This is a genomic window from Lysobacter sp. H23M47 (assembly GCF_015209765.1).
GTDB classification, from domain to species: domain Bacteria; phylum Pseudomonadota; class Gammaproteobacteria; order Xanthomonadales; family Xanthomonadaceae; genus Novilysobacter; species Novilysobacter avium.
In genome coordinates this window covers 2127506-2147592 of record NZ_CP063658.1, presented here as the reverse complement: position 1 = coordinate 2147592, position 20087 = coordinate 2127506, and the positions used below count along the sequence as shown (strand labels likewise).

Annotated in this window: 22 protein-coding genes; 8 read left to right on the top strand and 14 right to left on the bottom strand. The window is 67.3% G+C overall.

Going from position 1 to position 20087, the window contains the following annotated elements:
- Nucleotides 1-247: 247 nt before the first annotated feature.
- A complete protein-coding gene (locus INQ43_RS09730; protein WP_255518497.1) occupies nt 248-1450 on the top strand; it encodes a multidrug effflux MFS transporter in 1203 nt (400 codons plus the stop codon).
- A gap of 24 nt (nt 1451-1474) precedes the next feature.
- Here the strand turns inward: INQ43_RS09730 and INQ43_RS09725 are convergent, their stop codons facing one another.
- The 6 genes from INQ43_RS09725 to INQ43_RS09700 form a co-directional block, all read right to left on the bottom strand.
- Complete coding sequence (locus tag INQ43_RS09725) at nt 1475-3532, bottom strand: M2 family metallopeptidase (protein ID WP_194036304.1); 2058 nt, start codon at nt 3530-3532, stop codon at nt 1475-1477.
- 51 nt (nt 3533-3583) lie between these two features.
- Entirely contained in the window at nt 3584-4072 is a 489-nt protein-coding gene (locus tag INQ43_RS09720; RefSeq protein WP_194036303.1) for a hypothetical protein, read from the bottom strand.
- 100 nt (nt 4073-4172) lie between these two features.
- Nucleotides 4173-4439: a cell division topological specificity factor MinE gene (minE, locus tag INQ43_RS09715; RefSeq protein WP_043957401.1), complete on the bottom strand. Its 267-nt coding sequence runs from the start codon at nt 4437-4439 to the stop codon at nt 4173-4175.
- 2 nt (nt 4440-4441) lie between these two features.
- A complete protein-coding gene (gene minD, locus INQ43_RS09710) occupies nt 4442-5251 on the bottom strand; it encodes a septum site-determining protein MinD (RefSeq protein WP_194034074.1) in 810 nt (269 codons plus the stop codon).
- A 157-nt stretch (nt 5252-5408) separates the two neighbouring features.
- Entirely contained in the window at nt 5409-6182 is a 774-nt protein-coding gene (gene minC / locus INQ43_RS09705; RefSeq protein WP_194036302.1) for a septum site-determining protein MinC, read from the bottom strand.
- The gene (locus INQ43_RS09700) at nt 6179-6784 is read right to left on the bottom strand and encodes a GNAT family N-acetyltransferase (protein ID WP_043957399.1); all 606 of its coding nucleotides are present in this window, start codon (nt 6782-6784) and stop codon (nt 6179-6181) included. Before INQ43_RS09700 ends, minC begins: the two co-directional genes overlap by 4 nt.
- 170 nt (nt 6785-6954) lie before the next feature.
- On the opposite strand from INQ43_RS09700, the gene INQ43_RS09695 reads away from it, so the two are divergent.
- The 4 genes from INQ43_RS09695 to INQ43_RS09680 all read left to right on the top strand — a co-directional run bounded on the left by INQ43_RS09695 (nt 6955) and on the right by INQ43_RS09680 (nt 10607).
- Nucleotides 6955-8154, top strand: a complete 1200-nt coding sequence (locus INQ43_RS09695; RefSeq protein ID WP_194034072.1) for a sensor histidine kinase — start codon at nt 6955-6957, stop codon at nt 8152-8154.
- On the top strand, nt 8151-8816 hold the full coding sequence (locus INQ43_RS09690; RefSeq protein ID WP_194036301.1) for a response regulator transcription factor: 666 nt from the start codon (nt 8151-8153) through the stop codon (nt 8814-8816). Before INQ43_RS09695 ends, INQ43_RS09690 begins: the two co-directional genes overlap by 4 nt.
- A 119-nt stretch (nt 8817-8935) precedes the next feature.
- The gene (locus tag INQ43_RS09685) at nt 8936-10105 is read left to right on the top strand and encodes an SRPBCC family protein (protein ID WP_194034070.1); all 1170 of its coding nucleotides are present in this window, start codon (nt 8936-8938) and stop codon (nt 10103-10105) included.
- Nucleotides 10106-10217: 112 nt separating this feature from the next.
- Nucleotides 10218-10607, top strand: coding sequence for a DUF423 domain-containing protein (locus INQ43_RS09680; protein WP_228062476.1), 390 nt, complete (start codon nt 10218-10220; stop codon nt 10605-10607).
- On the opposite strand, the gene INQ43_RS09675 is transcribed toward INQ43_RS09680, so the two are convergent.
- The 6 genes from INQ43_RS09675 to INQ43_RS09650 form a co-directional block, all read right to left on the bottom strand.
- Entirely contained in the window at nt 10608-11453 is an 846-nt protein-coding gene (locus INQ43_RS09675; protein ID WP_194036300.1) for a M15 family metallopeptidase, read from the bottom strand.
- A gap of 60 nt (nt 11454-11513) precedes the next feature.
- On the bottom strand, nt 11514-12902 hold the full coding sequence (locus INQ43_RS09670) for an alpha/beta fold hydrolase (protein WP_194034068.1): 1389 nt from the start codon (nt 12900-12902) through the stop codon (nt 11514-11516).
- A gap of 1 nt (nt 12903) precedes the next feature.
- Nucleotides 12904-13083, bottom strand: coding sequence for a DUF4177 domain-containing protein (locus tag INQ43_RS09665; protein ID WP_193984142.1), 180 nt, complete (start codon nt 13081-13083; stop codon nt 12904-12906).
- Nucleotides 13084-13088: 5 nt separating this feature from the next.
- Nucleotides 13089-13265 (bottom strand): Arc family DNA binding domain-containing protein, encoded by a 177-nt coding sequence (locus INQ43_RS09660; protein ID WP_194034067.1) that lies wholly within the window; start codon nt 13263-13265, stop codon nt 13089-13091.
- A 6-nt stretch (nt 13266-13271) separates the two neighbouring features.
- Nucleotides 13272-14135 carry an SPFH domain-containing protein gene (locus tag INQ43_RS09655; RefSeq protein ID WP_194034066.1) on the bottom strand — a complete coding sequence of 288 codons (864 nt, stop codon included), beginning with the start codon at nt 14133-14135 and terminating at the stop codon, nt 13272-13274.
- A gap of 159 nt (nt 14136-14294) precedes the next feature.
- The gene (locus tag INQ43_RS09650) at nt 14295-15224 is read right to left on the bottom strand and encodes a hypothetical protein (RefSeq protein ID WP_194034065.1); all 930 of its coding nucleotides are present in this window, start codon (nt 15222-15224) and stop codon (nt 14295-14297) included.
- Between the two features lie 107 nt (nt 15225-15331).
- On the opposite strand from INQ43_RS09650, the gene purT reads away from it, so the two are divergent.
- Both purT and INQ43_RS09640 read left to right on the top strand, forming a co-directional pair.
- Nucleotides 15332-16561: a formate-dependent phosphoribosylglycinamide formyltransferase gene (purT, locus tag INQ43_RS09645; RefSeq protein WP_194036299.1), complete on the top strand. Its 1230-nt coding sequence runs from the start codon at nt 15332-15334 to the stop codon at nt 16559-16561.
- Between the two features lie 43 nt (nt 16562-16604).
- Nucleotides 16605-17150, top strand: coding sequence for a hypothetical protein (locus INQ43_RS09640; protein WP_194036298.1), 546 nt, complete (start codon nt 16605-16607; stop codon nt 17148-17150).
- A gap of 24 nt (nt 17151-17174) precedes the next feature.
- On the opposite strand, the gene INQ43_RS09635 is transcribed toward INQ43_RS09640, so the two are convergent.
- Nucleotides 17175-18419 carry an endonuclease/exonuclease/phosphatase family protein gene (locus tag INQ43_RS09635; RefSeq protein WP_228062475.1) on the bottom strand — a complete coding sequence of 415 codons (1245 nt, stop codon included), beginning with the start codon at nt 18417-18419 and terminating at the stop codon, nt 17175-17177.
- 53 nt (nt 18420-18472) lie between these two features.
- Nucleotides 18473-19237, bottom strand: coding sequence for an arginyltransferase (locus INQ43_RS09630; RefSeq protein WP_194034061.1), 765 nt, complete (start codon nt 19235-19237; stop codon nt 18473-18475).
- A 151-nt stretch (nt 19238-19388) separates the two neighbouring features.
- Here INQ43_RS09630 and INQ43_RS09625 point away from each other — a divergent pair, with 151 nt between their 5' ends.
- Nucleotides 19389-20081, top strand: a complete 693-nt coding sequence (locus tag INQ43_RS09625; RefSeq protein ID WP_194036296.1) for an EF-hand domain-containing protein — start codon at nt 19389-19391, stop codon at nt 20079-20081.
- Nucleotides 20082-20087: the final 6 nt, after the last annotated feature.

Below are 20087 nucleotides of genomic sequence, written 5' to 3'. Positions count from 1 at the left end.
TCCCACCGGATGTATTTACCTGCGTGGATTATAGGCGATGCAGCACCACGGGGGCGGCAGCCGCCACGGCCCGGACCGCCCGGCCGGCACCCTGTTTCCGGGTCGGCACACCGGCGTCGCCGCCAACGCTACGCGGAGCACGTCCAGCCCTTACCATGACGGGTCGTTCGACCGCTGGATTTCCGTGGACACATCGCAAAAGCCGGTGAGCCTGGCCCGGCTCACCCTGATCCTGGCCGGGCTGTCGATGTTCGGCCCCTTCGCCATCGACACCATTTTCCCCGCGTTCCCGGTCATGGGCGCGGAGTTCGGTGCGGACAAGCTGGCAATGCAGCAGACCATAAGCGTCTATCTGGTGGCGTATGCCGTCACCAGCGTCCTGCACGGGCCGCTGTCGGACGCGTGGGGCCGGCGCCGGGTGATCCTGGGCGGCCTGGCGATCTTCACCCTGGCCTCCGTCGGCTGCGCGATGTCGACCCGGCTGGATACGCTGCTGGTGTTCCGTGCGCTGCAGGGACTGTCGGCGGGCACCGGGCTGATCGTCGGCCGGGCGGTGATCCGCGACGTGCTGCAGGGCGACGACGCCCAGCGCCTGATGAGCCACGTGTCGATGATCTTCGGCATCGCCCCGGCGATCGCGCCGATCATCGGCGGCTGGATCCTCGGCTGGAGCCACTGGTCGACGATTTTCTGGTTCCTGGTCGTGTTCTCGGCGGTATTGCTGGCGGTCACCTGGTGGCTGCTGCCGGAGACGCATCCGGTCCAGGCGCGGCTGCCACTGGTGCCCTCCCGGCTGCTGCGCGACTACAAGGCGATCCTGATCAATCCGCGTTTCCAGCGCCTGGCCGCCTGCGCGGCGTTCAACTTCTCGGCGCTGTTCCTGTTCATCGCCTCCGCGCCGGCCTTCGTGCTGGACCTGCTGCAACGCAACGGCGAGCCCATGGGTCCGGGCGACTTTGGCTGGTTCTTCATCCCGATGATCGGAGGCATGGTGCTGGGCGCGTTCACCTCCGGCCGCGCCGCCGGACGCATCCGCGGCTCGACGCTGGTGGCGATCGGCTTCTCGGTCTCCGGCTTTGCGGTCACGCTGGGGCTCATCTTCAACCTGTTGAGCGACGCCCCGCAGATTCCCTGGGCGATGATCCCGATCAGCCTGAACGCGTTCGGCATCGCCCTGGTGTTCCCGATCGTGACCCTGGCGATCCTGGAGATGTACCCGCGCATGCGCGGCGCGGCGTCCTCGTTGCAGGCGTTCACCTCACTGGTGCTGAACGCGGTGGTGGCCGGCATCATCTCGCCGTGGCTCAGCGGCAGCGCCCTGTCGCTGGCGATCGCTGCCGCGGCGCTGGTCCTGATCGGCTGGCTGTTCTGGCTGTGGGAGTCGATGTCCTCCAGGCCGCTGTCAGGCCGCTCGCGCACCGGCGCGCGGGTGCCGGGCGACTCGATCTGAGCTGCCGGCCGCCGGTGCCGCAGCTCAGCCCTTGACGTTGGCCTGAGCCGGCTTGACGCCGTCATCGGCACGCGCCGGCGCCGGCGACGTCGCCGGATCCGCGGTCGACGCCGGCGGAGCGTTCGCTGCGGCACTTGCCTGCCAGCCACAGGTCTGGCCTTCGTTCTGCTGCTGCAGCCACTCCTGCAACGGGGCGAAGTACTCCAGCACCGCGCTGGCATCCATGCTCTCCCCGCCGGTCAACTCTTTCATGGTCTGCTGCCAGGGCTGGCTTGCGCCCTTGGCCAGCATCGCCTGCAATTTCTCGCCCGCGGCCTTGTTGCCGTAGAAGCTGCACTCGTTGAGCGGACCAGTATGGCCTGCCGCCTCGCACAGCGACTTGTAGAACTGGAACTGCAGCACGTGCGAGAGGAAATAGCGGGTGTAGGGCGTGTTGCCTGGCACGTGGTACTTGGCGCCCGGATCGAAGAATTCCTCGCCGCGCGCCTCCACCGGCGCCACGCCCTGGTATTTGGCCTTCAGGTCCCACCACGCCTTGTTGTACTGGTCCGGCTGGATGGAGCCGTCGAACACGCCCCAACGCCAGCGGTCGATCATCAGCCCGAACGGGAGGAAGGCCACCTTGGCCAGCGCCATGCGCATCTGCGCGTTGACCAGCGCTTCCTCGCTCTGCTGCTGGGCGCTGGCCAGGCCGATCGACTCCAGGTACTTCGGGGTCATCGCCAGCACGATCGTGTCGCCGATGGATTCGTGGAAGCCGTCGTGCGCGCCGGTCTGGAACAGGGGCGGCTGGTCGTTGTAGGCCATGTAGTAATACACGTGGCCGAGCTCGTGGTAGATGGTGGTGAACTCTTCCTCGTTCGGCTTGATGCACATCTTGGTGCGAACGTCGCCCTTCATGTCCATGTCCCACGCGCTGGCGTGGCAGACCACGTTGCGGTCGCGCGGCTTGATGAACTGGGTGCGCTGCCAGTAGCTGTCGGGCAGCTTGTCCATCCCCAGCGAAAGGTAGAAGTCCTCCGCCCGCTTGGTCATCTGCCGCGCGGAGGCGTCCCTTGCTTCCACCTCCAACTGGGCAAGGTGCGCGGGGCTGCGGTCGGCTCCATTCTGGGCCAGCTTCTGCCGGTGGATCTCGTCGTAGCGCGCTTCCAGTGCCCCGGTGATGTCCATCGAGCCGGCGTTCTCATACGGCACCAGCACGTCCCACAGGTTCCCCCACTCCTGCTGCCACATGTTGCCCATCAGGTGCGCGGGCAGCATGCCGCCGGCAACCTCGCCCTTGTCCTTGCCGTACTTCGCGTCGAGGCGGGTGCGTGCGTAGCAGTGCAGCTGCTCGTAGAGCGGCTTGACCTGGCCCCACAGGCGGTCGGTTTCGGCGGCCAGCTCGACCGGGCTCATGTCATAGCCCGAGCGCCACATCTCGCCGGCATCGGCGAACCCCATGTCGCCCGCGCCTTCGTTGACCAGCTCGACGAAACGCACGTAATCCTTGCGCATCGGCTGGGCGATGGTGTGCCAGCCGCGCCAGGCATCCAGCTGGTCGTTGTAGTCGCGGCTGGTGCGCAGGACGTCTTCCAGCTCGCCCAGCTGGCGGCAGCTGCGCGCATCGCCCTCGCCCTTGCAGTACTCGCCGGACCCGTAGGCGCCTTCCATCTTGCTGGCGATGCCGGCCAGTTTGGCGAGTCTGGCCGGATCGCTGGGGGCGGGCATGGACGTGGACAGCTTCAGCAATTGGATCGCGCGCGCGGTCTCCGGCGTCATCTGCTGGCCCTCGAAACCCTTGGCCTGCTCGATCCACTGGTTCAGTTGCGAGAGGTAGCGTTCGTTCGACTTTGCCGCCAGGAACTCGGTGTCGTCGTTGATGTAGGTATTGGACAGCCACTGCGGCTTGGTCAGCTCCGGCTGCATCGCCTTCCACTCGCCGTTGATGCGGGCGATGAACTGGTCGGCGGTCTCGTTGGCCGGCGCGGTGCTGCCGGTCGCAGGCGCGGAGGAGTCGGGGGTTGGCGATTTCTCGCAGGCGGCCAGGCCGAGGACGGCAATGGCGATGCTCAGCGCGAGCACGGCGCGGATGGGCTTCATCGAATCTCACCTCTGGGTTCGGAGCGCCGCGATGACGCCAACCCCCGAAGGCTAGGTCCCGGGCGCGTGGGGCGCAAGCGTGCGCGCAACCGGATCCACGAGCCCGCGCGCCGCGAGCCAGTGCCAGGCGGCGTCGGCATCGCGGTGGAAATAGGCCGCCGCGGATCCCAGGCGGAAGGTGTAACCCCACGCGTCCATGTCGGCCAGGATGCGTTCGGCGCCGACGCCGGGCAGGGCATCACCCAGCAACGCCTGCAGCACGCAGACCGCGTCCTCTTCCTCGATGGAGTCGGTGGCGTCGGTGTGCACCACCGCACGGTCGGCGGGCGGCAATACGATCAGGTGGCCGGCCTCGTGCAACAGCGAATGCACCGGCGTGTCGCCGCGGGCGAACACGCTCTCGCCGATCAGCCCGGCCTCGGTATCGCCCCAGTAACTGCCGGGGATCGGCTCGCCATCCGCCACCTCGACCAGGCGCAGGCCGTAGCCCGCCAGCAGGCGGGCCGGGGTCTCGAAGCCGATGTCGGACAAGGTCAGCATGCCGTCGGCTTCACAGGAAACCGCCGGTGTGGCCAGGGCACCGGCGAACGTCCCGCGACCTGTGTCGGCGTCGCGGGCAGGGAAGCAGCTGCCGCACGCGTCAGCTGTTGGCGACCGCCGCGCTTTCCGGCAGCGAGACCGAGATATCCAGCACCTTGTCGTCACCCTCGCCCAGCAGGTCGACCTTGACCGCGTCGGCGTCCACGTTGACGTATTTGCGGATGACCTCGAGCAACTCGCGTTGCAGCATCGGCAGGTAGTCCGGGCCACCGCGGGTTGCGCGCTCGTGGGCGACGATGATCCGCAGCCGGTCCTTGGCGACCGAGGCGGTCTGCTTCTTGACCAGCAGGAAATCGAACAGACCCATGACTATCCTCCGAACATCTTGCTGAAGAAGCCCTTTTTCTCGGGGCTTATGAAACGCATCGGGCGGGTGTCGCCCAGCAGTCGGGCCACGGCGTCGTCGTAGGCCTGGGCCGCGTCGGACTCGGTGTCCAGGATCACCGGCTCGCCCTTGTTGGAGGCGTTGAGCACATCGGTGGACTCGGGGATCACGCCGATGGCTTTCAGGCCGAGGATCTCCTCCACGTCGGTGATGCTGAGCATCTCGCCGCTCTCCACCCGCTTGGGACTGTAGCGCGTCAACAGCAGGTGCTCCTTGATCCGCTCGCCCTTCTCAGCGTGGCGTGTCTTGGATGCGAGCAGGCCGAGGATACGGTCGGAATCGCGTACCGAGGACACTTCCGGGTTGACCACCACCAGGGCCTGGTCGGCGAAGTACATCGAGAGGTAGGCGCCCTTCTCGATACCGGCCGGGGAGTCGCAGATGATGTAGTCGAAACCGTCGGCGGCCAGTTCGTTGAGCACGCGCTCCACGCCTTCCAGGGTCAGCGCGTCCTTGTCGCGTGTCTGCGATGCGGCCAGCACGAACAGGTTCTCGAAGCGCTTGTCCTTGATCAGCGACTGCTTGAGCGTGGACTCGCCATTGACCACGTTGACGAAGTCATAAACGACCCGCCGCTCGCAGCCCATGATCAGGTCCAGGTTGCGCAGGCCGACGTCGAAATCGATGATCGCGACCTTGTGGCCGCGGCGGGCAAGGCCGCAGGCGAGGCTGGCGCTGGTCGTGGTCTTGCCGACGCCTCCCTTGCCCGAAGTGACAACGATGATCTCGGCCAAGTTCAAATCCTCCAAATGATGGGGTGGTGCGCAAGGGGAAACGCCGCCGGTGGGTGACCGGCCGGTACTGCGCGCGCGGGGGCGGCGCAGTCCGCGTCACTGCCGCCTGTGGCGGTGTGCGACGTGGCGACGGGGGACAGCATGCACGGTTCGTGGCTCATGCGGCATCCAGCGCGGCAAGATGGATCTGGCCATCCTGCAGCCATACCTGCACCGGCCTGCCGCGCAGGTCGGCGGGGATGTCTTCAAGAACCTTGTAATGACCGGCGATGGCGACCAGTTCGGCATGGAACTCGCGGCAGAAAATACGCGCCTGCTCGTTGCCCCTGGCACCGGCCAGGGCGCGGCCGCGCAGCGGTCCGTAGATGTGCACCGAGCCATCGGAGATCACTTCCGCGCCGGCGCCGACGCCGGTGATGACGGTCAGGTCGCGATTGTCGGCGTAGACCTGCTGGCCGGAGCGCACCAGCGGCAAGTGCACCAGTCCCGGACCGTGCGCGTCCTCGCGCGACGCGGCCGGCGCGGGCGCCGTGTCGACCTTGCGCGCAACCGGCGCCGACTCGGCTGGGCTGGTGGCCGGCGCGTCGGCGCGCTCGTACTGGGCGCGGAATTTTGCCAGCAAGGGGAGCTGCAACGCTTCGGCGAGGCGCTCCGTTTCCGTGGTGCCGTAGGCCAGGGCCACGGGCAGCACGCCGGCGCTGCGCAGCCCATCGATCAGCGCGCGCGCGGTATCGGTATCGGGCATTTGCGCCAGCCCGCCAAAATCGAGCACCACCGCAGCGCGGGAAAACAGGTTCGGTGCGCGCTGCACGCGGTCCTTCATCTCCGCGGCCAGTCGCTCGACATCCAGGCTGCGGATACGGAGGTTGGCGATCCCGACCTGGCCGATCTTCAGCTCACCCGCCGGCTCGTAATCCAATACCGAACTCAATGACCCGTACCGGTGGACCGCGCGGACATGCGTCCGGCCGGCAGCTCGCGCGCCGACGCCCAGGCCACGTGGGGCAGGTTGCGGCCGTAGGTCTCCTTGACCCAGGAGAAGCTGCACAGCTCCTTCATCAGCATGGCCGCGCGGATCCCGGTACCGGGCATCACGTGCTGGCCGACCTCGCGGAAGCCGAAGCTGCCATGGAACAGCAGGACCGGATCGTTGGTGCCCTCCAGGAACACTTCGCAGGCAATGTGCGGGTAGCGCAGCTCGGCGTAGCTCTGCGCATCGGCATAGAACGCGCGGCCCACACCACCGCCACGGCGACGGCTGGCGACAACGATGCGGTCGATATAGAAGAAGTTCGGGTGGCGTTCGCGGAACCAGCGGAAGTTGCTGCTGTCGTGGTCGGCGTGGCTGCCCATGCCGATCAGGAAGCCGGCGAGGGTGCCGTCGCGCTCGGCCACGCGGAAATACTCCGCGGTTTCGAAGAAGTAGCGCAGGCGCGCGGCGTCCAGCGGCAGGATGGCCGGACCGGCGGCGTTGTTCAGGGCGAGGACGGAATCCAGTTCGTGCTCTTGCACGTCGCGGACGACGATCGACATTCCGATACTCCAGGAGGTTGGTGCGTCATTGCCAGTGTTCAGCTGGCCGATTATCGCATGCAGTCGTGGCGCGGGCGACTCTGCGGGACCGGCGAAAACAGGCGCCATCCGCTGTTCAGCGTGACTTTCGACGGCGGCCGCGAGCGCCGTGATGCCGGTAGCATGCGGGAATGCTGAGACGCCTCAACCATACCCGACTGCTGCGATACGCCGGACTGTTCACCTGGGCGATCCTGGGCGTCTGGCTGGTATCGATTGTCTACGATCCGTCCATCATCCGGCAGGGCGGGGAAGACGAGCCCGCCCTCAACCTGGTCATCGGCCGCTGGCTGGCGGTGTACCTGACATTTGGCGCGGTCTACTGGTGGATCACCCGTTCGCTGGGCCAGCAACGCCGCAACTGGGTGGATCACGTCCTGCTGCTGGTGCTCACAGGCTGCGCGATCGGCGTCAGCTATTTCTCCGGCACCGGGCTGGGCAGCGTCCTGCTGATGGTGGTCGCCGGCCTGCTGCCCTGGCTGCTGCCGGTGCGGGTCGGAGTGGCCTGGCTGGTGGCCAGCAACATGACCGTTATCCCGGTATTCGTCGGCGCGCCATGGAACTTCCCGCCGCTGATCGCCGTCGTCCAATCCCTGCTGTACGCGGGCTTTTCCAGTTTCGTCTTCGTGACGGCGCTGGTGGCGATGCAGCAGGCGCAGGCCCGGGAGGAGCAGCGGCGGCTGAACGCCGAGCTGCAGGCGACGCGGCTGCTGCTGGCCGAGAGCGCCCGGGTCAACGAGCGCACCCGGATCTCCCGCGAGCTGCATGACCTGCTCGGCCATCACCTCACGGCGCTGAGCCTGAACCTGGAAGTCGCCGGCCACCTGACCCAGGGGCGGGCGCTGGACCACGTCACCCAGGCCCACACCCTGGCCAGGTTGCTGCTTACGGACGTGCGCGAGGCCGTCAGCCAGCTGCGCACGGGCGGGGCGATCGACGTCGGCGTCGCCCTGCGACCGCTGGCCGAGAACGTGCCTGGCCTTGCCATTCACATGGACATCGAGCAACCGCTGAGCCTGGATGACCCGGAGCGGGCGCAGGTGCTGTTGCGCTGCACCCAGGAGATCATCACCAATGTGGCGCGCCACGCCAACGCGAAGAACCTGTGGATCCGCCTGTGGCACGAGCACGGGCGTATCCTCATGGACGCGCGCGATGATGGTCGGGGAGCTGCGCAGGTGGTCATCGGCAACGGCTTGCGCGGTATGCGCGAGCGGCTGGCGGAGTTCGCCGGAGAATTGAGCATCGACACCCGGCCCCAGGCCGGATTCAGGCTGCAGGTAGCACTGCCGGTATCTGCTGCGGCCACCATCCAGGGAACAGGCACATGAAGAACATCCGCGCAGACAGGCCGATCCGGGTCCTGCTTGTGGACGATCAGACCCTGGTCCGCCAGGGCGTGCGCTCGCTGCTGTCGCTGGCCGAGGGCATCGAGGTGGTGGCGGAGGCCAGCGACGGCCGCCAGGCGGTGGAGATGATCCCCAGGATCGGCCCCGACGTCGTCCTGATGGACATGCGGATGCCGGTGATGTCCGGCCTGGAGGCGCTGCAGGCGCTCGCCGGCACCGGCGAACTGCCTCCGACCATCATCCTGACCACCTTTGACGATGACCAGATGGTGCTGGCCGGGATCAAGGCCGGCGCGAAGGGCTACATGCTCAAGGATGTCTCGCTGGAGCAACTGGTCGGCGCCATCCAGACGGTTGCCGGCGGCGCGTCCCTGGTCCAGCCCGCGATGAGCCAGCGCCTGCTGTCCGGACTGGAGCACATGCGCAACGAATTTGTCAGCCTGGAGAAGCCCGATCCACTGACCGACCGCGAAACCGAGATCCTGCGCCTGATGGCCGGCGGCTTCTCCAACAAGGAGATTGCCAACTCGCTGGGAGTGGCCGAGGGCACCATCAAGAACCACGTCTCCAACATCCTGTCCAAGCTGGGTGTACGCGACCGTACGCGTGCGGTGTTGAAGGCATTTGAGCTGCAGTTGGTCTGACTGCGGCCTAATGACCTGATTAAGTCATCCCTGCGGGCTGCGGCCGGAGCGGTTTCCTTGTTAGGATTGCCGGTCTGCGCCCTCGTCCCGTTCCGGGTCCGGCCCTGGAGAGAACCTGTATGACCCGTCTGATTGAAGTGTTGATTTCGCTGGCGATCGTTGCCGCCCTGTTCGTTATCGGTGGATTCCTGCTGCCTTCGCACCGGCACATCGAGCAGTCGGTGGAAACCAATCGCAAGATGACGATCGTCTACGACACGATCAACAGCTTCGCCCGCTTCCAGCAATGGAACGTGCTGCCGCTGCACGATCCGGCGATGGACATCAAGATTTCCGGTCCCAAGTCCGGCCCTGGCGCGCAGCTGGACTACAGCTCCGATGAGCGTTCCGTGGGCAGCGGCAGCTGGAAACTGGTCGACAGCGTTCCCGGCAAGAGCGTGACCTACGAGATCACCAACAACGAGCCGGGCACCAACAAGATCACCACCTTCAAGCTGGAGCCGACCGGCCGGGGCGCGGTGAAGCGCAACGTGCGCATCACCCAGACCTATGACGTCGACTACGGCATGAACCTGTTCGGTCGCTACGCGGGCATGTACGTCGCCAGCGGCATGGGTGACAGGATGAAGATGAGCCTGAGCCGCCTGAGCAACATGCTCGCCGCGGTGCCCAACTTCGACTACACCGAGCTGAGCAAGGACGATCCGTCCCGCGCACCCAGCATCGTCGAGCGCCCGGCGGCGAACCTGCTGCTGGTGAGCACGACCGTGGAGCGCAACAACGACGTCGTCGAGCGCACCATGAAGAACAACATGCAGTGGATCGACAAGGTCATGAAGGCCAACAACCTCGAGGCCGACGGTCCGGTGCGCGTGATCACCAACGAGTTCGGTTCCGATACCTACTCCTTCGATCTGGCCCAGCCGGTGCGCAAGAAGTCCGGTGCCGCGGACGCCAAGGACGACGACAAGGACGTTGCGGCGACCAGGAGCGACGAGACCGAAGCCGACAAGGTCGCCGACGCCGACGAAGCGCCTGCACCCGCAGGCAAGCTCTCCATCAAGCTGGAAGGTCCGGTCGAGCACGTGTACGAGGAGCCCGCCCGGGTGGCGATGGTCCCGTTCAGTGGCCACATGGCCAACATGCCGAAGGTGCGTGACGCCCTGCGCGCCTGGGTCCTGACCCAGGGCCTGGAGACCGCCGGACGTCCGTACGAGTCATGGGACGCGGGCATCGAGAAGGGCTTCATCGACGAGGGCGAGTTCCGGGTTTACTGGATGCTGCGCTGATCCAGTCCGCCAACGCCTGATCCAGGAACGCGCCGCGGCTGTCCGCGGCGCGTTTTTTTGTGGTCCGGGTCCGACTGCTATCGTCGGGCTCCTTTTGCGCCGGAGCAGTGCCATGAATCCCCGAACTGCCGGCGCTGTTACCGCAGCCGATCGCGCCCTCGCAAATAGAGTGCTGGCTTGCGTGGGCGCCTTGATGGCAGGCCTGTCGATCGCGCTGGCCGCCTACGCCGTCCACGCCGGCGACCCCGCCGCCCAGCAACGCCTGCAATCGGCGGCATGGTTTGCCTTCGGCCACGGGATAGCGCTCACGGCGCTTGCACCGCGCGCCGTTCGCGCGCCCGGATTGGCCGGGCTGGCTTGCCTGGCGACTGGCACGTTGCTGTTTTCCGGCAGCCTGGTTGGCGCGCACTTCTTCGCCGCGCCAACGATGCTGGCGCCGTTTGGCGGTGGCTTGATGATGCTTGGCTGGCTGCTGTGGGCGGCCGCCTCGCTCAGGCGCTGACTACGCTGCAGTGTCGCAGCGGGACCGCTCGGCCCCGCCGATCCAGCACCAGTGCCAGGGCTCGTAGACGATGCCGTGGGGGTTGTCGCGCGGATAGCTCATGCGGAAGCCGTGATCGCCGGCGTGGGCGGTCAACCAGGCAAACGCCCCGGTGTGCTCGAAGGATTCCTCGGCCGGAGGTTCGCCCGGCGCGCCGATGTCCAGCGCGCAGCCCGAATGGTGCTCGCTGTAGCCGGGCGCCGCGTTGACAGCAAGGATTGCGGTGACGGTCTGCCCGCGCGCCAGCTTCCGCTGGAAAATGCCGAACTGGTAATCGTGGCTGCGATAGCCGGAGATCGCCTCCAGCACCACGTCATCATTCAGCGCAGCCGCCTGCATGCGTGACCACGCCCGCGCTGCACCGTGTTGCAGCCACAGGGCGCGGTGGTAGCGGTCGAAACCGGCAAAGGCCAATTCGGTCGGCTCGGCAACCAGTGGCAGCCGGGTTTCCCGCCCGTACCCATCGTCGATGCCGAGTGTGTCCAACAGCCGCTGCAGCCGGTCCAGCGGCAGCCCAAGGGCGGGCGATCCGATCGCGGCTGGCGGAGCGCGGTGCGCGGCAAGAGCCGCGATGGCCGCGTCGATGCCGGGCTCGCGCTGCCAGCCGTGCAGCAGTGGCGCCAGTCCGGCTGCAGTAGCGGCGGCGAGATAACGCCCATCGCGCTTGCGTCGGAATACGCGATGCGCCCGTGCCAGCAGCCGGGCATCGTGATTGCTGCGGGCCTGCAACAATCCGTGCGGCCACAACTCGATGTCGGGGGTGTTGATCAGGGAGGTTCTGATGAGAACCGGGAGTTGTCCGCGCATCCGCTCAGGTTAGCGCCGCGGTTGCGACAGAGCCAATGCGCGCGTGTGCGGGGTGCGGAATCACTTGGGCGCGCGCTGCTGATTGATCCATGACGCGATATCGGCGATCAAGGCCGCGTCCACGTGACCGGATTGCTGGTACTCGGCCATGCTGCCGGGCCCGCTCCCGGTGATGCCCAGATGGTTGAGCGCGGGGTAGTGCTTGAGCGTCGCGTTGGAGTCGCCGGCCAGGGCGCGTTTCCACATCTGCCAATCGGTATCGATGACCTGGAAGTCGCGGCCACCTTGCAGCAGCAGCATCGGCACGTCGACGGCGAGTGCATCGGCGACCGGATCGATCCTGTCGAAATCCCGCCAGTATGCGGCGGGCAGACCGAGCGGTGTGTCCTTGTCCGGCATCGCCTCGCCGGAGCGAACGCGCGCGATCTTGGCGTCGAGGTCATCCAGGAATTCCTGCTCGGCGGGGAGGATGTCACCGTCGGCCTGGAGCAGGTAGCGGTTCTGCTCGGGCAGGATGTCCAGCAGCGGGCGGGCGGGAGCGGCCAACATCACCAGACCGGCGACGGGCGCGCCGGACTGCGCGACCTCGCGGGCGATGCGTGGCGCCAGCATCGCGCCCTGGCTGTGACCGAGGACGTAGATGCGCGAAGCGTCGATGCCCGGCGTGCCGCGCAGCGCTGCGACGGCCAGGACCGCGTCGTTGGTGGTTTCATCATCGACGGTGTAATCGCCGGCGGCGAAATCCTGCGGCCGCGCCATCGTGCGTTTGTCGTAGCGCAGCACCGCGATTCCCTGCGCGGCCAGCGCGCGGGCAATGTCGAGGAAGGGACGATTGGGCCCGATGGTCTCGTCACGGTCATGCGGCCCGGAGCCATGGACCAGCACGACCGCGGGCCAACCGTTCCCTGCGGGAGTGCCTTTTGGCAGCGCCAGCGTCCCCGGAAGGCTGCGTCCGCCGGTGCCGACCTGGAACGGCTGCTCGATAAAGGCCGCATCCGCCGCCGGGGCCGCGGCTTGTGGAGCTGGCGCCGGTTGGACGAGGAACCCGGTGATCTCGCCCTTGCCGTTGATCGCGACCCGCGCCAACAGCTCCGCTTTCTCGTAGTGCAGCGGAATGGCGACCATCTTGAAGCCGTCCGCGTCGCTGACCTTCGCCTCGCCGCGGCCCTTGGACGCTCCCACCTGGCCGGGCAGGGAAGCCCACAGCTCTTTCAGCTTGGCGGCTGGCACGGCTGCGGCCATCTGGGCGTCAAAACGGGCTTCGGCTCCGGCGAAATCACCCGCATCGAGCTGGTCGAGCAGTCCGGTCGCGATGGCCACGGGCCCGCCGGCGGCCGGCGCGGCTGCCGCCGGCGTCGCGTTGGCGGAAGGCGGGTCACTCGCCGCGGCAGCGGGAACCGCGGCGAAAACCAGGACGGCGAGGACAGCGCACAGGGATCGCAGGTGCATATCAGTTCTCCTTCTTGAGGACACAACGGATCGGCTCCAAAAAATGCATATGGGTCACCGACACCAGTTCCCACCCCAGCTTGCCAAGGCGGTTGAGTTCGTCTTCCAGCCGCACCGTCACCGAGCCGCCCAGCAGCTTCGGCTTCAGCTCCAACACCTTATAACTCCAGCGATCGCTCATCGCACTCACTCCTTTTTCGCAGGTTTCTTCTTGTCCGGCAGCCGCCCGGCCTGGCGCAACGCTTCGCGCAGGACGTACTCGATCTGGGCGTTCACGCTGCGCAGCTCATCGTCCGCCCAGCGCTGCGTGGCCGCGAGGATCTCGGCGTTGATCCGCAGTGCATAGCCTTTTTTCTGTGTCATCGGGACCTAGTACAGCGAACCGGCATTGACCACCGGCTGCGTACCGCGCTCGCTGCACAGCACCACCAGCAGATTGCTGACCATGGATGCCTTGCGCTCCTCGTCCAGCTCGACCACGCCATTCTTCTGCAGGTCGGTCAGGGCCATCTCGACCATGCCGACGGCGCCGGCGACGATGCGGGTGCGAGCGGCGATCACCGCGCTGGCCTGCTGGCGCTGCAGCATTGCCTGGGCGATCTCCGGCGCATAGGCGAGGTGGCTGATGCGCGCCTCGATGACATTCACGCCGGCGGCGCTGAGACGCTCGGTGAGCTGCTCCTGCAGGTGGTGGGAGATCTCCACCGGATGGCTGCGCAGCGAGATCAGGCCGTTGTCGTCGCTGTCGTAGGGATAGCTGGTGGCCATCGCACGCAGCGCGGCCTCGGACTGGATATGGACGAAGCTCTCGTAGTCGTCGACGTTGAAGACCGCCTCGGCCGAATCGACCACCTCCCACACGATCACCGCGGCGATCTCGATCGGGCTGCCCTCCAGTTCGTTGACCTTGAGCTTGCCGCTTTCGAAGTTGCGCACGCGCAGGGACACCTTGCGCTTGGAGTAGAAGGGATTGTTCCAGCGCAGGCCGCTTTCCTTGACCGTGCCCACGTAGCGGCCGAACAGGCTCAGTACGGCCGCCTGGTTCGGCTCGACCATGTAGAGCCCACACAGCGCGATGAACGCCGCCACGAACACGACGATCGAGCTGATCAGCGGCGCCGGCTGCAGAGGTTTGATGCTGGCAACTGCCAGCCAGGCCATTGCGAGCATCAGCGCCAACAATGCGAGTGTCACCGGAATGCCGGGGAGGGAACGGGTCGGGTTCTCTTTCATGGTGGTTCTCGGAATTGGGTCTGAAAGAGTGATATCAAATTGATATCAGAAAGGCAAGAAATTCCGTGCGCGCTCTGTGCCGCGGATTGACGGCTCGACTCGTTGATGACGAGGCTCCCCCCGGCGATCAGCACCCGCGCCAAGGGCGGGCAGGGACGTTCACGGCGTGATGCGGTACAGCGGGGCCGGGATGAATTCGCCCGTTGCATAAAGACTCTCGCCGTCGGCCGACCAGCCCAGGGCCTCGGCCTGCGGCAGCCACGGCAACACGCTGGTGCCAGGCGTGCCGGCGACCGCGGCTGCCCAATCCTGCTGCGCGCCGCGCGGATAGAGAAGCAGGTAGCGGTAGGTCATGACCGCCAGCGTGCGCCGGTCCGGCGATACCGAGGCGGCGGTGACCTGGCCGTCCAGTCGCGCGCGCTTGGGATTCCGGCGCAGGGTTTCCGGGTCTGGCTCCGGGATGCCGGCAAGATGGCCTACCCGGGCGGCGGTCAACAGCTCGCGGTCGGGTGGTTGCAGCGGCAGGACGAAAAGCTCCGGCGGCTCGCGCTTCTTGGAGATCAGCAGGATCTCTCCGCGCTCGGCGTCCACGGCCACCGCCTCGCAGTCACGGGCGCCGTCGGGCCAGCGGAAGGCGATCGACCAGGCCGGCTTCAGCCGGGCATTGGTCAGGCTCGTCGGTTCCTCGACCACGTGCAGTTGCAGGGTGCGTCGCAGGCCGCCGTTGTCACCGGTATCGGCGATCAGCAGGTAGCGCTTGCCCTTGAATTCGAAGGCGTCCATGTCCTCCCAGTCGGTCTTCACCACGTCCTCGATGCCGAAGGTGGCCAGCCGCCGGCCGCGGGTGCTGACCGCAAACAGGCGCGCCGGATTGCCGCCGTCATCGTGCATCCAGAGCACATCCGGATGGATGTGGGAGGCGGCCAGGCCGCTGATCTCGTCCATCTGCATGTCCAGCAGGACCCCCGACAGGCGGGCTTCCGGCGCATCGCTGTCCGCATCCGTGCGTGCATCGCAGCCGGGCGCCAGGCAAGCCATCAGGGCGATGAGGAGCAGCGAACGCAGGGTGGCTGGCGGATTGGGTGGCATCCGGGAAGGATCGCACGGGCTCCGCATCGGAGTAAGCATCAAGCGCCCACTATCGGCGCCGAAGTTAGACTGTCCCGCCTTGCTGCCTGACTGGATCCATCACCGCCATGACCGAGAACCCCGCGCCGCCTGCCGGCACCATCACCCTGGGCACGCCGCTGTCGCCGGGTGCGTTCCGAGTGCTGTTGCTGGGGTCGGGCGAGCTCGGCAAGGAAGTCGCGATCGAGTTGCAGCGCTTTGGTGTGGAGGTGATCGCTGTCGACCGCTATGCCGATGCGCCCGCCATGCAGGTGGCCCATCGCAGTCACGTCATCGACATGCTGGACGGCGCCGCGGTCCGGGCCGTGGTGGCCGCCGAGCGCCCGGACCTGATCGTCCCGGAACTGGAGGCGATCGCCACGTCGACGCTGGTCGAGCTGGAGCGCGAATTCGCCGCCGATGACCGCGCGACGCGGGTGATTCCCACCGCACGCGCGGCGCAGCTGACCATGGATCGCGAAGGCATCCGCCGGCTCGCCGCCGAGACCCTGGGCGTCCCCACGTCCCCCTACCGTTTCGTCGACACCTTCGAGGACTACCGCGCCGCCGTGGACGCGATCGGTATTCCCTGCGTGGTCAAGCCGGTGATGTCCTCATCGGGCAAGGGCCAGTCGCTGGTGCGAACTGCCGCCGAAATCGAGCCGGCCTGGGAGATCGCGCAGACCGGCGGGCGGACGGGGGCGGGGCGGGTGATCGTCGAGGGCTTCGTGGACTTCGACTACGAGATCACCCTGCTCACCGTCCGCCACGCGGGTGGGACCACCTTCTGCGCGCCCATCGGCCATACCCAGGTGGACGGTGATTACCGCGAGAGTTGGCAGCCGCAGCCGATGTCGGCGCTGGCCCTGGAGCGCGCGGAGGCGATCGCAGGCAGGGTCAGCGACGACCTGGGCGGCTGGGGCGTGTTCGGCATGGAATTCTTTGTCAAGGGCGACGAGGTGTGGTTCAGCGAGGTCTCGCCGCGGCCGCACGACACCGGCCTGGTGACGCTGGCCGGACAGGACCTGAGCGAATTTGCGCTGCATGCGCGCGCGATCCTCGGTCTGCCGATTCCGGTTATCCGCACCCGCCCCGCATCGGCATCCTGCGCGGTGCTGGCCGAAGGCCACGGCGTGCCCGAGTTCAGCGGGGTCGACGCCGCCCTCGCCGAGCCCGATACCCAGCTGCGCCTGTTCGGCAAGCCGCGGGTGGATGGCCAGCGGCGGGTCGCGGTCACGCTCGCCCTGGGTGACGACGTCGAGCAGGCCCGCGCGAAGGCACGCAACTCGGCCGCGCAGCTCGGGGTTACTTTGCGCTGACAGTCAGCGCGACACCAAGAACAAAACCAGAACTGGAGGATGGATGGAAGACATGAACGGCTACGCGGTGTTCTTTTTCCCGCAGGCGCTGGAGGCATTGGGCGAGGTGATCAAGCCCTTCCTGCGTGAAGGAGCCGCAGGCACGCATGTGGTGTGCCGCGCGATCGATACGGGCGGTGCGATGTTCAAGATGGATCTGGACGGCCAGACCACCGCCGGCGACACCGTGGCGCTGGAGGTCATGATCCCCGGCAGCATGGTGCGGCTGATCGTGTCGGCGCGTATCGAGGAGTCATTCGGGTTCGGCCCGCGCATCGCGGTCTCGTCCCTGGTCCCGGCAGCGCAGGCGGCCGGCGTGGTGCCGGTGTCGGCCCCGGCTGCAAGCGGGTCGTCGCCGGACCCGGACCCGGACCCGAAGCTCAAGACCGCAGCGAAGTCCGCGCCGAAGGCGAAACCCGAGTCGAAAGCCAAGCCGGGGTCGAAAACGAAACCCAAACCCAAATCCGACTCGACGGCCAAGCCGAAGCCGAAGCCGAAGCCGAAAACCAGATCCAAACCTGCCGGGAAAAGCGCGGCGAAGAAGGCGTAATTGCGGTCCTGAGCCTATCGCCGGTCAGTTGGCCGGCACCAGATCGAGCCACACCAGGTGGTGGTCGCTGGCGTCGACGATGTCGCTGCCCGGCTCACCGCTGGCAGGCCAGAACACGCCGCCGTCGGTGACCCGCAGGCCGGTCGAGGGCAGTACGTAATCCAGACGCAGCGTGCCGCCTTCGGGGCCAAAGTCGCCGGTGTGGCTGCGCAGGTCGCCGCGACGGACAAGTCCTCGCTCGGCGGCGCGTGGCGCGGCGCCCGTGCTGCGCGGCACGAAGCGTGCGTTGACGCGCGGATGCCCGAGCAGTTGCGCGATCGCTCCGGGAACGCCGTCGCCATCGACCGGGTCGGCGTTGTAGTCGCCCACGATCACGAATTCCGCATCCGCCGCCAGGCCGCCGCAGCTCCCGCGATCGTCACACAGCCATGCCCGGTCACCGGTGGGGTTGATGTATTCCGCCCAGAGCCGGATCTCGTCGGCGTTGCGCCGCCCGTTGCGATCTTCCGGCCCGTCGAACACCGGTGGGGTGGGATGGGCGGCAAGCAGGTGCACGATGCCCTGCGGCGTGGTGATGGGCACGTCCCAGTGCGATTTGGACGACAAGCGCAGTTGCGACCACACCTGGGACGGGTACCACGGCGCGCCGGTTGCCGGATCCAGCGGCGCGCGCGCCCCGGGCATGGCATTCCACTTCAGGTGCTGGAAGCTGCGCACCGCCGCGGGGTCGATGGGATAGCGTGAAAGCACGAGCATGCCGTACTGCCCGGGATGCAGGCCGTAGCCCCAGGCATCGTTGCCGCGGTCGCGGCCGCTGCCACCAATCTCGCCGTTGCGGTCCAGGTCCAGGCCGCTGGGCACGCCCGTATTGACCGGCGCCAGGTATCGGTAGGGATAGGCAAGCGCTTCGCCGCCGCCGGTTTGCGGCCGCGCCAGATAGCGCTGCTGGAAGAGGTCGGCGGCGCGTCCCGCGGGGTCATAGTCGAACTCGTTGAGCAGCACGACGTCCGGACGCACCCGCTGCAGCACGGCGGCAATTTTCCCTGCCTGCGTGTCCTCGCCCTCCAACTGGCGGATCAGTCCGCCGGCCTCCTCGCTGTACAGCGAGACGTTGTAGGTGGCCACCCGCAGGGGCGTCGTGTCGGTCATCGGGCGGTGGGCTTCCTCGTAGGCCTGTCGGTCGCCGTGGACTGACACCCGCACGCATCCGCCCACTGCCAGGGCCAGCACGAGCAGGGCGAGCGAGCGAAGTGCGGTTCTCCAGGTCAAAGGGCCGTCCGGGCGGGGTCGGGTGCAGGGTCGGGTGCAGGTACGGCGTGGGGTCATGTGGATTCTCCAGCGTCCATGTCGCGCCAGTTGCGACCGTTGAAACCCTCCAGCGGGCGGAAGCGTCGTTTGTAGTCCATCTTCGGGTGGCCCTTGATCCAGTAGCCCAGATACAGGTGCGGATAGCCCTGCTCGATCGCCCATTGCATTTGCCTCAGCACCGCCAGCGTACCCAGTCCACGGCGGGTCTCGTCGGGGTCGAAGAACGTGTACACCGCCGACAGCGCTGCAGGCACCACATCGGTGACCGCGACCGCCAGCAGGCGGCCCGGACCGGTTGGGGCAGGATCGCGCAGTTCGATGAAGCGGCCATTGCTCCAGCGTCCCGTCAGGAACTGGTCGAATTCGCTGGGGCCGTGGTCGTCCATGCCGCCGCCGTGGTGACGTGCCGAGAGGTAGCGCTGATAGAGCGCGAGCTGCTCCGGCGTGCGTTCGGGCGGGAGCACCCGCATTACCACGTCGGCGTTGCGCGCAAGGCAGCGGCGTTGGCTGCGGTCGGGCCGGAAGCGCATGACCGGGATGCGCACCGCCACGCAGGCACGGCAGCCCTGGCAGTGCGGGCGGTAGACGATGTCGCCGGAACGCCGGAATCCCCACTGCAGCGCCTGCGGATACCAGCGTGCCAACTGCGGGTCGCGCGGGTCCATGACCAGGTCGCGGGCAATGCGCTGCGGCCAATAGCCGCATGGATGCTCGGCCGTGTGGAAGAGCCGTAGATCGTCGATGTCCTGGCCGGTGTCGCTACCCATGGCGGCCAGCATAGCGCCGCTTTCCGCCCACCGGCGTGTGCAACCGGCAGCTCGCCGGACCGGCGGCGTTCACCTGCGGTTGGGCTCGCAGGTCAACGGCGGCGAGGTCGACACGTTGATCCTTGCGACCGTGCCGCACTGGCACCGATGCAGGAGAACCCGCATGAAGCACCCAATGATCCGGATGTCCGCCCTCGCCGTCGCCGTGCTGGTGGCGGGCGCCGCGTTGGCATCGCCACAGGCCGCGACCGACAAGGCCGGCGCCGAAAGCCCACGCCACGACCGCTGGCTCAGCCTGGATGCCAACAAGGATGGGGTGATCGATCGCAACGAAGCGGCCAGGCACCCGCGCCTGGTGGAAAACTTCGATCGCCTGGATCGCAACAGCGACGGCAAGCTGGAGCGCAGCGAGCTGCAGCGAAGCCACGCCAGACGTGGTTCCCGCCGTGGCCATGACGGCGAGCGGGGCGGACGCATGGGCCATTGGGGTGGTCACGGCGGAATGGCTCGCCATATCGCCCTGGATGCCGACGGGGACGGACGCATCAGCAAGCTGGAAGCCGAGGGCTCGCGGCTGGCCGAGCGCTTTGCCGAGATCGACACCAACAAGGACGGCTACCTGGTGCGCAGCGAACTGCAGACCGACGGTGATCGTCGTCGCGCAGAGTTCCAGCGCAAGGCGGCCGAACGCTTCGACCAGCGTTTCAAGGAAGCCGACAGCAATGGCGACGGGCGCCTGAGCCGCGCCGAATACGAGGCGGCCTGGCCGGGCAAGGCCAAGATGTTCGCCTTCCTTGACGAGGACCGCGACGGTTACCTCACCAGGGAAGATCTCGCTCCAAGGCGCGGCCGCTGATCCGGG

What these genes read in the sequence shown, in the direction of transcription:
- INQ43_RS09730 (WP_255518497.1), top strand. Translation starts at nt 248, where the DNA reads ATGTTCGGCCCCTTCGCCATCGACACCATTTTCCCCGCGTTCCCGGTC.
- INQ43_RS09725 (WP_194036304.1), bottom strand. Translation starts at nt 3,532, where the DNA reads ATGAAGCCCATCCGCGCCGTGCTCGCGCTGAGCATCGCCATTGCCGTC.
- INQ43_RS09720 (WP_194036303.1), bottom strand. Translation starts at nt 4,072, where the DNA reads ATGCTGACCTTGTCCGACATCGGCTTCGAGACCCCGGCCCGCCTGCTG.
- minE (WP_043957401.1), bottom strand. Translation starts at nt 4,439, where the DNA reads ATGGGTCTGTTCGATTTCCTGCTGGTCAAGAAGCAGACCGCCTCGGTC.
- INQ43_RS09700 (WP_043957399.1), bottom strand. Translation starts at nt 6,784, where the DNA reads ATGTCGATCGTCGTCCGCGACGTGCAAGAGCACGAACTGGATTCCGTC.
- INQ43_RS09695 (WP_194034072.1), top strand. Translation starts at nt 6,955, where the DNA reads ATGCTGAGACGCCTCAACCATACCCGACTGCTGCGATACGCCGGACTG.
- INQ43_RS09690 (WP_194036301.1), top strand. Translation starts at nt 8,151, where the DNA reads ATGAAGAACATCCGCGCAGACAGGCCGATCCGGGTCCTGCTTGTGGAC.
- INQ43_RS09685 (WP_194034070.1), top strand. Translation starts at nt 8,936, where the DNA reads ATGACCCGTCTGATTGAAGTGTTGATTTCGCTGGCGATCGTTGCCGCC.
- INQ43_RS09680 (WP_228062476.1), top strand. Translation starts at nt 10,218, where the DNA reads ATGAATCCCCGAACTGCCGGCGCTGTTACCGCAGCCGATCGCGCCCTC.
- INQ43_RS09675 (WP_194036300.1), bottom strand. Translation starts at nt 11,453, where the DNA reads ATGCGCGGACAACTCCCGGTTCTCATCAGAACCTCCCTGATCAACACC.
- INQ43_RS09670 (WP_194034068.1), bottom strand. Translation starts at nt 12,902, where the DNA reads ATGCACCTGCGATCCCTGTGCGCTGTCCTCGCCGTCCTGGTTTTCGCC.
- INQ43_RS09665 (WP_193984142.1), bottom strand. Translation starts at nt 13,083, where the DNA reads ATGAGCGATCGCTGGAGTTATAAGGTGTTGGAGCTGAAGCCGAAGCTG.
- INQ43_RS09660 (WP_194034067.1), bottom strand. Translation starts at nt 13,265, where the DNA reads ATGACACAGAAAAAAGGCTATGCACTGCGGATCAACGCCGAGATCCTC.
- INQ43_RS09655 (WP_194034066.1), bottom strand. Translation starts at nt 14,135, where the DNA reads ATGAAAGAGAACCCGACCCGTTCCCTCCCCGGCATTCCGGTGACACTC.
- INQ43_RS09650 (WP_194034065.1), bottom strand. Translation starts at nt 15,224, where the DNA reads ATGCCACCCAATCCGCCAGCCACCCTGCGTTCGCTGCTCCTCATCGCC.
- purT (WP_194036299.1), top strand. Translation starts at nt 15,332, where the DNA reads ATGACCGAGAACCCCGCGCCGCCTGCCGGCACCATCACCCTGGGCACG.
- INQ43_RS09640 (WP_194036298.1), top strand. Translation starts at nt 16,605, where the DNA reads ATGGAAGACATGAACGGCTACGCGGTGTTCTTTTTCCCGCAGGCGCTG.
- INQ43_RS09630 (WP_194034061.1), bottom strand. Translation starts at nt 19,237, where the DNA reads ATGCTGGCCGCCATGGGTAGCGACACCGGCCAGGACATCGACGATCTA.
- INQ43_RS09625 (WP_194036296.1), top strand. Translation starts at nt 19,389, where the DNA reads ATGAAGCACCCAATGATCCGGATGTCCGCCCTCGCCGTCGCCGTGCTG.